The 15,191-nt window shown below is 40.9% G+C and carries 8 protein-coding genes and 1 pseudogene; 4 read left to right on the top strand and 5 right to left on the bottom strand.

Going from position 1 to position 15,191, the window contains the following annotated elements; genetic code table 11:
* Positions 1–151 precede the first annotated feature (151 nt).
* Together FDF36_RS01460 and FDF36_RS01455 are read left to right on the top strand one after the other, a co-directional pair.
* On the top strand, positions 152–1,618 hold the full coding sequence (locus tag FDF36_RS01460; protein ID WP_220390056.1) for a potassium/proton antiporter: 1,467 nt from the start codon (positions 152–154) through the stop codon (positions 1,616–1,618).
* A gap of 214 nt (positions 1,619–1,832) precedes the next feature.
* Positions 1,833–3,497 (top strand): long-chain fatty acid--CoA ligase, encoded by a 1,665-nt coding sequence (locus FDF36_RS01455; protein WP_220390055.1) that lies wholly within the window; start codon positions 1,833–1,835, stop codon positions 3,495–3,497.
* 5 nt (positions 3,498–3,502) lie between these two features.
* Here FDF36_RS01455 and FDF36_RS01450 read toward each other — a convergent pair whose 3' ends face one another.
* Both FDF36_RS01450 and FDF36_RS01445 read right to left on the bottom strand, forming a co-directional pair.
* Complete coding sequence (locus tag FDF36_RS01450; protein ID WP_022012902.1) at positions 3,503–3,886, bottom strand: DUF3037 domain-containing protein; 384 nt, start codon at positions 3,884–3,886, stop codon at positions 3,503–3,505.
* Complete coding sequence (locus FDF36_RS01445; protein WP_005777455.1) at positions 3,864–4,646, bottom strand: HipA family kinase; 783 nt, start codon at positions 4,644–4,646, stop codon at positions 3,864–3,866. The genes FDF36_RS01450 and FDF36_RS01445 overlap by 23 nt, the downstream gene beginning before the upstream one ends.
* A 283-nt stretch (positions 4,647–4,929) precedes the next feature.
* Between FDF36_RS01445 and FDF36_RS21440 the strand changes: the two are divergent.
* Positions 4,930–5,103: pseudogene (locus tag FDF36_RS21440) on the top strand (AAA family ATPase); the annotation flags it as partial.
* Positions 5,104–5,920: 817 nt separating this feature from the next.
* Here the strand turns inward: FDF36_RS21440 and FDF36_RS01440 are convergent.
* The 3 genes from FDF36_RS01440 to FDF36_RS01430 all read right to left on the bottom strand — a co-directional run bounded on the left by FDF36_RS01440 (position 5,921) and on the right by FDF36_RS01430 (position 13,349).
* On the bottom strand, positions 5,921–7,252 hold the full coding sequence (locus FDF36_RS01440; protein WP_220390054.1) for a RagB/SusD family nutrient uptake outer membrane protein: 1,332 nt from the start codon (positions 7,250–7,252) through the stop codon (positions 5,921–5,923).
* Positions 7,253–7,273: 21 nt separating this feature from the next.
* Positions 7,274–10,579: a SusC/RagA family TonB-linked outer membrane protein gene (locus FDF36_RS01435; protein WP_220390053.1), complete on the bottom strand. Its 3,306-nt coding sequence runs from the start codon at positions 10,577–10,579 to the stop codon at positions 7,274–7,276.
* Positions 10,580–10,709: 130 nt separating this feature from the next.
* Positions 10,710–13,349 carry a zinc-dependent metalloprotease gene (locus tag FDF36_RS01430; RefSeq protein ID WP_220390052.1) on the bottom strand — a complete coding sequence of 880 codons (2,640 nt, stop codon included), beginning with the start codon at positions 13,347–13,349 and terminating at the stop codon, positions 10,710–10,712.
* A gap of 256 nt (positions 13,350–13,605) precedes the next feature.
* Here FDF36_RS01430 and FDF36_RS01425 point away from each other — a divergent pair, with 256 nt between their 5' ends.
* Positions 13,606–15,183, top strand: coding sequence for a beta-N-acetylhexosaminidase (locus tag FDF36_RS01425; RefSeq protein WP_220390051.1), 1,578 nt, complete (start codon positions 13,606–13,608; stop codon positions 15,181–15,183).
* Positions 15,184–15,191: the final 8 nt, after the last annotated feature.

The raw sequence follows: 15,191 nt of genomic DNA, 5'->3' as shown, positions 1-15,191 counted from the left end.
TTTGGCTGCAAAAATAACATTTTTAAACTATTTTACGGCAATTTGGGACATAAATACATCCAAAGAGGATTTCTATTTGTTACATAATTTAAGTAACTTCGCACAGTGAAATGTAAAATAACAAATTAATAACCTTCAGCACTCATTGCTTATGATATTTACCGCAGAAAACATTCTACTCATTGGTTCTATCTTACTATTCGTTAGCATTGTTGTCGGAAAAACCGGCTATCGTTTCGGAGTACCCGCTTTATTATTATTTCTTCTCGTAGGCATGTTTTTCGGAAGCGACGGTCTGGGACTACAGTTCCACAACGCCAAAGTCGCTCAATTTATAGGTATGGTAGCTCTTAGCGTCATCTTGTTTTCCGGTGGTATGGATACTAAGTTCAAAGAAATCCGTCCCATCCTGTCACCGGGAATTGTACTTTCTACTGTAGGAGTATTCCTCACAGCTCTTTTTACAGGTCTGTTCATTTGGTACCTTTCCGGAATGGGTTGGACGAATATCCATTTCCCGCTGATTACTTCCCTACTGCTTGCATCTACCATGTCGTCCACCGATTCCGCCTCTGTATTCGCTATCCTCCGTTCACAGAAGATGAATCTGAAACATAACCTGCGTCCCATGCTTGAACTGGAAAGCGGAAGCAACGACCCGATGGCTTATATGCTGACCATTGTCCTGATACAGTTCATCCAATCGGATGGTATGGGTACAGGCACCATTATCGGCTCATTCATCATCCAGTTTCTGGTAGGCGCAGCCGCCGGATATATACTGGGAAAGCTGGCAATACTGATTCTTAATAAAATAAATATCGATAACCAGTCACTTTATCCCATTCTGTTATTGTCATTTGTATTCTTTACTTTTGCCATAACCGACCTGCTCCGCGGCAACGGATATTTGGCTGTATACATTGCCGGTATGATGGTAGGTAACCATAAAATAACCTTTCGGAAAGAAATTGCAACGTTTATGGACGGACTCACATGGTTATTCCAAATCATCATGTTCCTCATGCTGGGACTACTTGTCAATCCGCACGAAATGCTTGAAGTTGCTGTTGTAGCATTACTTATCGGAGTATTCATGATCGTTATCGGACGACCATTAAGCGTATTCCTTTGTCTGTTACCTTTCCGAAAAATCACTTTGAAATCGCGTTTATTCGTTTCGTGGGTAGGTCTGCGGGGAGCTGTGCCCATCATTTTTGCAACTTATCCGGTCGTGGCAAACGTGGAAGGATCGAATATGATTTTCAATATCGTATTCTTCATTACAATCGTTTCATTAATTGTGCAAGGAACAAGTGTCTCGTTTGTAGCCCGCTTGTTACATCTGTCCACTCCACTCGAAAAGACCGGAAATGACTTTGGTGTAGAACTTCCGGAAGAAATAGATACTGATCTTTCGGATATGACCATCACTACGGAAATGTTGAATGAGGCGGACACTCTGAAAGATATGAATTTGCCCAAAGGTACTTTAGTAATGATCGTAAAACGTGGTGATGAATTTCTTATCCCCAACGGCACACTAAAATTACACGTAGGAGACAAACTGTTGCTGATCTCAGAAAAAAATAAGAAAGAAGCGGTTGAAAATGAATAGAAAGTTATGACACGAAACACAGAGAACGTAAAATCCACATATCATTTTCGATATTGGTAGAACGTATCTCTGTGTTCCTCCTATTTTAGATAATCAATAAATATAGTTATCTATCCCTCCGTTAATTTAACGTAAAACTTTACGAAAGAATTCGGTTTCCGTTAATAGAATATTAATTTTGCGCAGTTTTTAACTGAATGTGCAAAATTACAAAATGGAACAAGAACAACGGTTCATTGGTTATATTGAACAAAGCATCATAAAAAACTGGGATGCAAACGCCCTGACAGACTACAAAGGAATCACCCTTCAATATAAGGATGTAGCCCGTAAAATAGCCAAATTTCACATCATATTAGAAATGGCCGGTATTCAGCCTGGAGATAAAATTGCCGTCTGCGGGCGCAACAGCGCTCATTGGGCCGTAACCTTTTTGGCTACTGTGACTTATGGTGCAGTTATTGTTCCCATTTTGCACGAATTCAAGGCTGATAATATCCATAACATTGTCAATCATTCCGAAGCAAAGTTACTTTTTGTAGGTGATCAGGTATGGGAAAACCTTAATGAAGACCGGATGCCGCTACTTGAAGGTATATCTTCTTTAACAGATTTTGCCCCACTTGTGTCACGCAACAATAAACTGACGTACGCACATGAGCACCGCAACAAAATATACGGACAACGATATCCCAAGAATTTTCGTCCGGAACACATCTCTTATCGTAAAGATATGCCGGAAGAATTGGCCGTTATCAATTACACATCAGGAACAACAGGCTATTCTAAAGGGGTGATGTTACCCTATCGTAGTCTTTGGTCAAACATTGCCTATTGCCACGAAATGCTCCCTGTGAAACCAGGTGATCATATTGTTTCGATGCTTCCCATGGGACACGTATTCGGTATGGTCTACGATTTTCTTTACGGATTCTCTGCGGGGGCACATCTTTACTTCCTGACGCGTATGCCGTCTCCTAAGATCATCGCACAATCATTTGCCGAAATCAAACCGAAAGTGATTGCTTGTGTACCTTTGATTGTGGAGAAGATTATTAAAAAAGATATTCTCCCCAAACTGGATAATAAAATAGGTAAGTTGCTGCTGAGAGTACCTATTGTTAATGATAAAATTAAAGCTGCTGCCCGACAGGCCGCCATGGAAATCTTCGGAGGAAATTTTGATGAGATTATTATCGGAGGAGCTCCGTTCAATGCAGAAGTGGAAGCCTTCCTTAAACAAATAGGATTTCCATACACCATTGCTTATGGCATGACAGAATGTGGGCCCATTATCTGCTCAAGTCGCTGGGAAACTTTGAAACAGGCTTCGTGCGGAAAAGCAACCAGCCGTATGGAAGTGAGAATCGACTCCCCTGATCCGAAAAGCATTGCCGGAGAGATCATTTGTAAGGGTATGAACCTAATGTTGGGGTACTACAAAAATCCGGAAGCGACTTCACAAATCATCGATGTAAACGGATGGCTCCATACCGGAGACTTGGCCACAATGGATTCGGAGGGATATGTCACAGTACGTGGACGAAGTAAAAATATGTTACTAACTTCAAGCGGACAGAACATTTATCCGGAAGAAATAGAAAGTAAATTCAACAACATGCCTTATGTATCCGAATCATTAGTCCTGCTTCAGAAAGATAAACTTGTGGCATTAATCTACCCTGATTTCGATGATGCCTTTGCACATGGACTGTCACAAACAGATATTGAAAGGATGATGGAAACCAACCGGATTGAACTCAATCAGCAATTACCCTCTTATTGCCAGATTACTAAAATAAAGATTCACTTCGAAGAATTTGAGAAAACTGCGAAGAAGAGCATCAAACGATTTATGTATCAGGAGGCAAAAGGATAAAAGCATTAAAGTACCAATTCCCGGAACAATCGCTCCAATGTCTCCTCCAGATCACCGGAATAACCCACATGAGGTCTTGAAGTTTGAATACACGAACTCCGGTGTGCAGTCAACCATCGAAAACGTTCCGGGATTTCCAATTGGGCAATAGCTCCTCCTGTACGGCAACCGGCACAAATTTTGCTAAAAGCTTCCAGATGTTCACGGAAAGAATCAATATCAAGTTCCGGTGCAAATAGCCTCAGTCTTTTTTCATTGATATCATAACGCATCTTGATAAAGCATGCTTGTTTGGAAAACAGGATAACTCCAACATTGATAAACTCCTCACGTTCCACTTTCGGAACAATCCGGATAACGGCGTATTCATAAATATGCTTCTCTGGCATGTTTTGCTTCTTTTACAAATGTTTCAGAATGTTCTATCCTTTCTATAAGAAATTGGTAATAGATATCACGGATATCTTGGGGAGTTTCATTTTTGTCACGCCACTCCACCCAGTCATCCGGAATCAAATTTACGATCTCACGAATCTTCTCCGATGTCAGTAATACCCGAAATTCGGCATCCACCTCCTCCAACTTATCGGCTTGCGGCAATAGAGCATGATCTTTAATCTGAGTAAAAGGACTCATTGCATGTTTGTGCCAATTGACCCACGAATGCTGAAAAAAGAGAGAGGCACCATGATCTATCAGCCACAACTCTTTATGCCACATAAGCATATTGGTATTTTTCGTGGTACGGTCCACATTAGTCAATAACGCATCCAGCCATACAACCTGTGACGCCAGTTTGCCGTCGATCTCAGTAACAACCGGATCGAATGGTAAAGCGCCTGAAAGAAAATGCAAACCCAGATTCAATCCCCGGCTTCCCTGCAATAAGTCCTGTATCTCTTCGTCGCCTTCCGAACGTCCAAAAGCTTCATCTAAATTCAAAAAGACCAACTCCGGCAGACGAAAGCCCAACATCCGTGCAATCTCACCACCAATCAATTCTGCTATCAGTGCTTTAGTTCCGTGCCCTGCACCCCGAAACTTAACAACATATTTAAAACCATCATCAGCTTCGGCCAGCGCCGGTAGAGAACCACCCTCACGCAGCGGCATAATGTAACGAGTGACATCGACTGTACGCAACTCCATAATTCAAACTCCTTCCTGTATACTGTTACAGGTGATAAAGATACAATAATGTTTCCATTTCACCAACTTCTGTTTATAACACTCCGTACGAATATATGTTTATACAAGCCGTTGACATACAAAAATACAACTATGCCTCAATTTGGCAGAAAAATCCCTTATTTTTGCACAAAATTCAGAAGTACATGAAAACAGTAAAATCACATATTACCCAATTATTTTATGCCATGAACGAGGGAATCTTTGAGAAAGAACATCCCATCGCATTATCACTTTTATCAGCAAGCGCATAACTGACATCGAATTACAATATTGCAAGGAACATTTATTTATGGACGACAAACAACGCAGTATGATTAAACGAGTATTAAACAGCCGGAAGAAATGCTGAACATCTGCCAGAATGAAAATCCGGGAAATAGCGTATACACATGGATTGGAAAATAAGGAATATTAGGCTGCAAGAACTTAGAGACATCTATCTGGAAAAGTTGGAATAGGTAACTTACCCAATATACGGGTCACATCTCCGTAAAGAAAATAAAGCAAAACAATACCTACCTATATGCTCTTTCTGTACGAAAACAATGTGAAAAAACTTATTTAGATAGCTGCGATAGATTCTGATTTGTTTAAATTATGTTATAAAGCATGTTTTTTTTCTTGGATAGTTTGCAGATTAATTTATCGTGTGTATATTTGCATTGTGTTTTTCATAGTATTAGATTTTAAGGTTAACAAAGGTTGGAGTACGGCGGTACTCCTTTTTTATTTATATGCCTTAAATAAGTTATATAAAGCTGACTTTAATAGTGATTTTTTCACATCAACATTTATACTATAAAAATAGAATAACGTGATTCCTAATTTCGGAAAGATTCCCAATTAACAATGTTAATACCATTCTTAAAGAATTCTATTCTTTAATACAAAGAATAAATCTTTTGCACTTAAAAGACTTCTTCTTTATCATCAAAAGCCTTGCTTTAACACTGTGTTAAAACAAAGCTTTGACCGACAAGCAACAAAGCATTCTAATCATCTAATTTGCAGATATATAAATAAAATAATCAATTTGTATCCCCTGAATTCCGTTCATACATTCTGAAAGGAGATAATTACTTTTCTGACAAGTAAAGTTTCATTCTAAATCAATACTAACGTAAGCTACGTTATTAGGGCACAGCGATAAATTACAAATAAAAAAAGCCGCAAAGTCTTTTTATAGACTCTGCGGCTTGGGTTGTGTGTGCTTTTTTAGATCTTCATGTGTATTAGTTGGCTAATCCCGGATTGGCAGCAATAGCATCTTTCGGAATAGGAATCGTATAGCGTGGATCATCCTGTTCCAGTATATAGGTTTCGCCTTGGAGGACTTTCACAATCCGTGGACGCGTAGTACGACGAAGGTCAAACCAGCGATGTCCCTCAAAAGCAAGTTCACGGGCACGTTCATTCAATATTTCACCAATCAAAGCATCTTTATCCATTGTATTCACAGCATTTTTTTTCTCAACATAAGCTACGGGAGTGTAACGTTTCTGCATCAGTTCCAAAAGACGTGTACGTGCCTGCGGCAATTTGTCCAGACGCGCAGCAGCCTCGGCTGCATTAAGATAAAGTTCACCTACACGGAAAGTACAGGAGTAATCTCTTTTCCCTCCTTTAGAACTCTTTCTATTTCCATTTTCATCGGGAGCAGCAAAATAGGCAGCCAATCTCCTGTCACCTTCCTGATAAATAGTAAGAAAAGAGGCAGGAGCCCATGCGGCGTTATTGACCACTGAACTCATAACTTGCTCCAATGCCGTTATGGTTTCAACTGATTCAAAATGATTAGGCAGAACAAAGGAGTCTTCGTTCATATCAACAAGAACAGATTTTTTTGCTAATACTGCTTCGGCAGATTCAAGACATTTCTGCCACTCACCCATATATAGGCTGACACGAGCCTGCAATGCATCTACTGCCAAAACGCTGAACCGATAAGAGAAAACCGTTTCCCATTCTTCTTTGTTTATCAGTTCACGAGCCCGTTCGATATCTGACAAAATAGAAATATAAACTTCTTCTACAGTATTGCGTCCTAATGTCTTTTCAATATCCGTATCCAACTTCAAAGGTACTGACTTTGAACTTAAGGCTCCGGGCTTAGTATATGGCTGACCATGTAAGTTTACCAAAACAAAATGCATATAAGCACGAAGCAGATAAGCCTCCCCCACCAGCTGGTTCACTACTTCAGGAGTACCCTCTGTAATTTCTTTTTCATTCTCGATCAATTGGTTAGCTATAAAAAGTACATTATAGAAATTGGACCAGGTAAACTGACTCGTTCCCGGAAACGGAGAAACATCATTCCAACGTTCGATGTCTCCGAATGAATTCCGGTCGTATTCATTATCATTCACCATCATCTCGTCCGAACGGAAACAAGCTTGTCCGCGGTCCTTCGGTACATTCAGATAAGCACGCGCCAATAAAGCGCGATACTCTTCAGCAGTTTGGGGGATCACGCTTCCCACCGGTTTTATGTCCAGATAACTATCACAGGCAGATAGCATCAACAGACAACTCAACAAAGTCAAAACATATATTTTTTTCATCTTCTTTTTTCTGCTTAATGATTAAAAATTCAAATTCAAGCTAAACGTTACTGATTTAGGAATGGGCGGTGCATACGGATTGTACATTGATTCCGGATCGAGGAAATTCTTGTAGCTTGAACCAAATACAAGTAGATTACGTCCTTCAATAGCTACCGAAGCTGATCCCATTCCCAAAGCTTTGGTCATTTTCTCCGGTAAACGATAACCTAAACGCAGATTTTGCAAACGGAAATAGTTCAGCTTCTTCACCCAAATATCCAGATGCCGATATATATCACTCTTTTGATCATACCAATAATACTCATCAGCACGTTTTTCACTGGTAATCAATGCCGGTAAATATCCGTCGGTGTTTTCCGGAGTCCAACGATCCAAAATGTCACGATTCACATTCTGTCCCCGATCAAAATTGATAGAGTTATAAGAAGGGGTCGTACGTACATATCCTCCTAAATTAAAGGATAAATTCGCTGTCAATTCCCAGTTTTTATAACTGAATGTATTAATCAGACCACCGGTATAAGGAGTATCTCCCGAGCCCATATATGAATAAAATCCACGTTCTTCTGCCGGAGTTACATCCGAACTAACCGTAAAACCTAATCCATAAGGATCCTGTAAGCGATACAGTTCTTTCAAAGTAACCTTCTTCCCTTCTTTATCATAGAACAGAGGATAACCATCCGCATCCAATCCGGCAGTCTTTATCGCAAAAATAGCACTGACCGGATATCCTTCACGCCCCGGAGTAGTCTGAGCCTCCGGAATAGCTTCCTGCAATACCTTGTTGTTATTGTAGGCAAAGTTGAAGTTCGTATACCATGAGAAATTTTTGGTAGCAACGTTTCGTGTGGAAAGAGATACTTCCACACCTTTATTGGTCATACTCGCCCAATTGACACTGGTCGAAACAAAACCGGTTTCAAGAGGCAACATTTGTCTTCCGATCAGATCTGTACCTTTACGATAGTAATAATCCACACTCAGGTTAATTGCCTGATTGAGTACCGAGAAATCAAACCCAACATTCACGGATTGAGTTTTCTCCCAACGAAGCTTCTTGTTCGGAGCCGAGTTTATATCGATCATATGTTCGGATCCACCCGGTAAAATATTGTCTACCACATATTTGCCCAACAAGAAAGGAGAAGTGTTTTTATCTATATTTCCCTGAATACCATATGAAGCACGGAATGCAAGATTATCCATCCACTTTCTGGCTCCCTGCATAAAAGGTTCATTCGATAACCGCCATAATCCACTTATTGAATACAGAGGGAGATAACGGTACTTCTTATCGACACCAAATAAATCCGAACCGTCAAAACGGATGCTTCCTCCGAATGTATAACGGTTCATCAACGAATAGGAAGCTGTGGAGAAGAAAGAAACATAAGCATTCTCTTTATACGTTTTCTTATGGAGTGGAAATTGTTTGGCACGATCTTCGTCCGGAAAGATAACCGGCTTCGTAGTCAACGTCTGTCTGTCGAAGCCATATCCCGCGGAAAAGAGTGTCTCATACCAGGTTTTACGCAATTCAGTACCCACCATTATTTCCAGTTCATGAATATCATTGAAGCTATCCCGATATTCTCCCATTGCCTTCCAGGTAATCTGAGAATTCGTGTTTTCATATGCTTTGTGCACGCCTCCGTCCGGTATGAAGTATTTGTTGCTTTGAGAAGCAGAATCCCAATATTTACTGTTCTTACGGGTTAAACGCATTGAGAAACTTTCCTGGTCGGCAATCTGTTCTTTTGAGGCCTTATCTAATTGCAACCCAAGCTGGGTAGTAAACTTCAGCTTATCATTGAATCTCAGTTCAGCATCGAAAATAGATGAAATCGCATTGATCGTCTCTTCGTTCGATGTATTTTTACGTTCCTCAAAAATATTAAAACCTAAATCTGTATCAGAAGTATTTTGTACATCGAAATCGTACACGTAATTTCCATTTGCGTCGAAAGGCTGATAATATGGATTAGCCTTGCGTGAATAGTAAACCGGATTCACTAATCCGTACGTATCTGTCAGGTAAGTTTTGTTATTACGACGGTTGGCAAACAAAGAAGCACCGAACTTTAACATGCGGTTGACTTTATACGAAGTCTTCGCTACAATATTCAAACGATCCAACCCAACACCTTTTACGTTACCGTTTTCTTTATAATATCCGATAGAGGTATAATAGGTTACACGTTCGTTACCTCCCGAAAGGCTCAAACTATACTCCTGATTAAAAGCATCACGAAAGAGAATATCATTCCAATCGGTTTCAGTATCCCGTAACCGGTTGATATCGGCTTGCGCTTCAGAAGTCAATGCTCCCCAGCCCCCGTTTTTGTATGCATCGGTCAGACCGTAGCCGGAAATGATTTTAGAGACTCCACCCTTATTATTCCCATAGGCAAAATTAGAACGGAGCAGTTCAAGTTCCAGATCTACTTTCTCCTGAGAGTTCAACAGATTCAAACGCTTGGAACTCAGTGTAGGCATATAAGTAAACTTTGAAGAAAAGTTAATCACCGGCTTCCCTACTTTTCCTTTTTTAGTAGTTATCACAATCACACCATTTGCAGCACGAGCCCCGTAAATGGCAGTAGCAGCCGCATCCTTCAGTACGGTAATATTTTCAATATCCGCAGGATTCAATCCGGCAATAGACGACTGTTGTATATTAGAAATATCATTCAAGATCTCCGACTGAGGTACATCCGTACCTTCCAATGGAATACCATCCAGAACCCACAACGGATCCTGAGTTCCATTTAATGACGAAGTTCCACGAATACGTATTTTTGCCGGTGCACCGGGTGCACCGGAAGTAGAGGTTACGGAAAGTCCGGCAATTTGTCCGGCCAATGCCTGGTCGATACTTTTTACAGCACCAATAGTTTCATCCGAAATGTTCAGCTTCCCAACGGCAGCTGTCAGTTTACGACGTTCTACAGTTTGATAACCGGTCACTACTACTGCATCAAGCATTTGTGCCGATGGAGAAAGAGTTATTTCATATTGATTCTTCCCGGGAACAAGCTTAATTTCCTGCACATCATATCCTACATAGCTACAGAATAGACGAGTTACTCCCTCGGGTACTGAAATATTGAATTTACCATTTATGTCGGTAATCACTCCTGTCATTGTCGGAGAGTTGCCGTCTTTTGACAGATCCTCTGCCTTTATATAGACAGAAGCACCTATCAACGGCATATTATCTTCCGATGAGATCACCACTCCTTGAACTTGCCTGTCGGCGGCAAATGCAGAAGTCAATGCTCCGACAAAAGACAATAAAAGAATAAAAACGTGTCTTTTCATTTGTTACATCCTATAAAATTAATACTCATTTTGAAAACTGTCTTTTATTTATATAAATACACAAAGCCCCTCGCTCAGCAAATAAAATCGTTGAGTGTTTGTCAGAGGGAACTTTGTGTTTTTGGTGTATTTACTTAGAAATGCCTAACGCAGTGTTGATACGCAAAATCAAATCTTTATAATGATATTTGGTGGCTACATCCGATGTACCCAGACGGCTCTGGAGCAAATCTTTAATGCGGAGCAGCTCTCCCCGTTTCACTGAAATGGCATCGGAAATACGATTTATCTGAGAACCATAAAAATTCAGTTCACGGCGTGCCCCCATACGGTCGGCGTATGCCGAACGATGTGCATGATCGTCACAACTGCAAAGCGGTGCCTGATGATCGAACAAGAAATGGTTATCGGTCAACTTTTTGTTCACCTTCACTCCTTCGCTTTCGGCAGCAGCAGTAATCAATGCATCTACAAAGCCTTTTTGCAAATTGCGGGTCATCACATCGGGCAATCCACCACGCTCTGTTACAGCAAAAATACTTTTATGCAAACCATCCATCAATTCAACAGCCGTGAACGCTTTTTTCCCGTTTACTGATTCATTTTCAAGCATACGCATCAGGCGATTATTCGACAGTAAATCCCAGAAAACATAAGCCTGTGCATTTTTCAGCACTTGTGTCGGGGCATTCTCTACTACTCCCAAAGGAGTATTTTTAAGCAGATAAGTATATTGAGCTATTTCAGGGTCAAACAACCATTTCGGATAGCATAGCACCTCATCAAGCAAAAACTTCAAGGCGGCCTGCTGCTTCTCCTTTTCCACAAACGTATAAGTTTTCTCACCATCACCCACCGTTGTATTCTCAATATAAATACCTCCGATATTCGCCATTACATGATAGAGATAATTATTCCATTGATTAATAACGGCATAATACAAACGAGAAGCCTCTTCGTACGTCTGTCCTTTCTCTCCGGTAGTTGTCCATTGAATAATTTGAGGGACAATACATTTCAAATTAGCAATGCCGTACTGTGAAGAACGGATCGGATCATCGCCAAGATCTTCGTTCTGTGCACGAGGATCAACGGCATCCCGCGGATCTTGTGCTTCACTATATTTATAAAGCCTATCGGTATGTTTCGCTAAAAAGTCCTGTAACAGTTCTTTTTCTTCCTCCGGTGTTTGCTTGCCATACCAACGATAACCATATTCTATGGCAAAAATATCATACGCCCCGATGTGAGGAGAAAGCGCCTTTATACCATCACCCGGCTGTGCCACATAGTTGAAGCGGGCATAATCCATGATAGACGATGAAGTCGAATTCATTCGGTCGGTAAATGTTTTCGAACGAAGAGAATCTGTAGGAAAAGCCCATGAACCCATCATGTTATGGCGCAGTCCGAGCGAATGTCCAACTTCATGGCAGGCAACAAAACGCATGGCATCCCCCATCAGGCTATCCGGTAAAGCAACACCACGAGCTTCGGGACGTACTACGCCTGTTTGTACTGTAATCCATTCCTGAAGCATTGAAAGTACATTGTGCCACCACATGATATCAGCCTCAAGGATTTCTCCCGAACGCGGATCAAGAATAGAAGGTCCCATTGCATTGGCTTTGGTAGATGCAGCATAAGTCAGCACCGAATAGTTCACATCGTCCATATCCACCTCCATATCTTCGGTAATATCTTTAGCGATAATGGCATTTTTAAATCCGGCACGCTCAAAGGCTACTTGCCAGTCCTCAATCCCTTGTTTAATATACTTCCTCCAACGACAAGGTGTCGAGTTCTCTATATAAAAAACAATCGGTTTCCGGGGTTCTACCAACTCTCCACGTAAATACGCCTCCCGGTCTTCAGGCTTAGGTTCAAGACGCCATCGAGTGATAAATTGTTTTTTATTCACCCGTTGCTGTCCGTCACTGAAGTTAGTCAAAGGATTAGTGAAGTATCCCACACGCGGATTATCCAGACGTCCGGTCATCGGCACTTCAGGAAGCAACAAAATCGAGGAACTAACCTCCACCGTCACATATATAGTAGTAGTGCCTTCGGTCACACGAGTAGTTAGTTCCGAGGTTGCTACCACATTATTATCAAAGGATTTAATAGATAAAATTCTTGATAAGTTCTTAATGGCTGATGTGCCAAGATTAATATTGGTAAATACATTATTTATGCTTGTCTCTGTACCATCATATATATCGTTCACCTTAATCAATACGCTGGTAGAATCATTATTATATGCTTCTACCTTAAACCCGGCTATCAACGGAGAAATATAATTATCCTTCACCGATTGGCTAATGGCATCTTCAGATGGTGAAATAGGTAACGGACGACTTTGACGGATTAATAATTTATTAGCTGATTTATCCAGTTCAAAGCGAATCATCTGATTCTCATAATTAGTTCCACGATTCACTCCGGCCTCATTCAGCTCTGCTGGTACCCGTTGCAGTTTATTCACCACCAGCATATCACGCCCAAACAAGGCGGAAGGAACCTCAAAATAGTAATCGTTCTTCTTTTGGTATATATTGAACATACCACGACGAACGACACTATCGCTTCCCGTTAATTTCTCATACTCATTCTTAACCTCAACACTGTCTTGGGGATTACTCCTTTTTCTCTTTTTCAAAAACCATCCCATTTCAGAAGTTGCGGGAGGCTCAATACACATAGCAGCAACAGGCTCGCACAAAAATGAACCGGTGGCCATAGTGGTCAGTAGGATTGTTTTTAGTCTCATGTTAAATCTAATTAGCACTTAACCTTATTCTACGCTATGGAATAAGGGGGCGCAAAGGTAACAAAATAGCTCATATTACCTAATAGGAATGATACATTTTTGTTTTTTTTCTCTATTCCTCGAATAAATCTCACATTTTTATGCAAAAATCTAATCGAAAAGAAAGTGCCGGCATACTCTCTTTCTGTGCTGAAGTGTCCGTTTTCTCGTACAAAAGCAGTATATTTGCCACGAAACTAATTAATAAATTAAACCCATGAAAAACTATTTAGGACTGATTTTACTCTTGTTTGCTTTTACAGCAACCGCACAAAACAATCGTTCAGCCCTGTTGCCTATGCCCAATCACATAGAGCAAGTCCAAAGTAAGCCTTTCAGCTTAACAGGTAAGAACATCACGATTCACCCCGGACAACCCGAATTAAAATTTGCAGCTACTACCCTGCAAAGTATACTGAAAGACCGCATGCAAGTAGACATTCCCCTTTCCGGCTCTCGCCAATCCCCCATCCGGTTAATTATTGATCCACAATTGGAAGGAAAAGAACATTATCAACTCAAAGTTGACCAGAAAGGAATGACCATTAGCGGAGCCAGTGCAGCAGCCGTTTTCTATGGTGTAATGACTGTCGATCAAGTTCTCTTGGGAGATGTATGCGCCACCAATCGGAAAGAAATGACTCCTATCAGTATTGATGATGCCCCTCGCTTTGGCTATCGAGCTTTAATGTTAGACCCTGCCCGGCATTTTTTACCAATAGAAGATGTAAAGTTCTACATCGATCAGATGGTACGCTACAAATATAATGTGCTTCAACTCCACCTGACAGATGATCAAGGGTGGAGAATCGAAATTAAAAAGCATCCGAAACTTACCGCAGGACAATCTTTTTATACTCAAGAAGAGTTGACCGACCTGATTCGTTATGCAGCCGAACGCCATGTTGAAATAGTGCCGGAATTGGATATTCCGGGACATACTGTCGCTGTATTAGCTGCTTATCCAGAACTGGGATGTACACACACCGATACCATTGCAAAGAACGTAGGTGAGACTGTAAACTTGATGCTTTGTGCCAATAATGAAAAAGTATACGAAGTGTACAAAGATATTATTGATGAAGTAAGTGCTCTCTTTCCTTCACGTTATATCCACCTGGGTGGTGACGAAGCAGTTATAGAAAAGAACTGGACCAAATGTGAACGCTGCCAAAAGATGATGAAGGAACTGAAATACGAAAAGGCTTCCCAATTAATGATTCCTTTTTTCAGCCGTATGCTCAGTTTCGTAGAGGCTGATGGAAAAGACCCTATTCTCTGGTGTGAATTAGATAACATTCGCATGCCGGCCAACGATTATCTGTTCCCTTACCCTAAAAATGTAACACTTGTGAGCTGGCGACACGGATTGACACCGATTTGCCAAAAACTGACCCAACAACATGGAAACTCTCTAATTATGGCTCCGGGAGAATTTGCATATCTGGATTATCCGCAGTTCAAAGGAGATCTTCCGGAATTTAATAACTGGGGAATGCCAGTAACTACACTCGAAACATGTTATCAGTTTGATCCGGGATACGGAAAACCCTCAGCAGAACAGGCACACATTCTGGGAGTAATGGGAACACTCTGGGGAGAAGCAATAAAGGACATTAACCGAGTGACATATATGACCTATCCCCGCGGTCTGGCACTGGCAGAAGCAGGATGGACCCAAATGGAGCATCGCAATTGGGATTCTTTTAAAGAGCGTTTATATCCCAATCTGACTAACTTAATGAAAAAAGGCGTTTCAATACGTGCACCATTCGAAGTAGTAAAAAGAAAATAATCATTATC

The sequence above is a fragment of the Bacteroides fragilis genome, from assembly GCF_019583405.1.
GTDB lineage: Bacteria > Bacteroidota > Bacteroidia > Bacteroidales > Bacteroidaceae > Bacteroides > Bacteroides fragilis_B.
The sequence above is the reverse complement of the archived record's forward strand: the minus strand, read 5'-3'. Positions and strand labels throughout refer to the sequence as shown.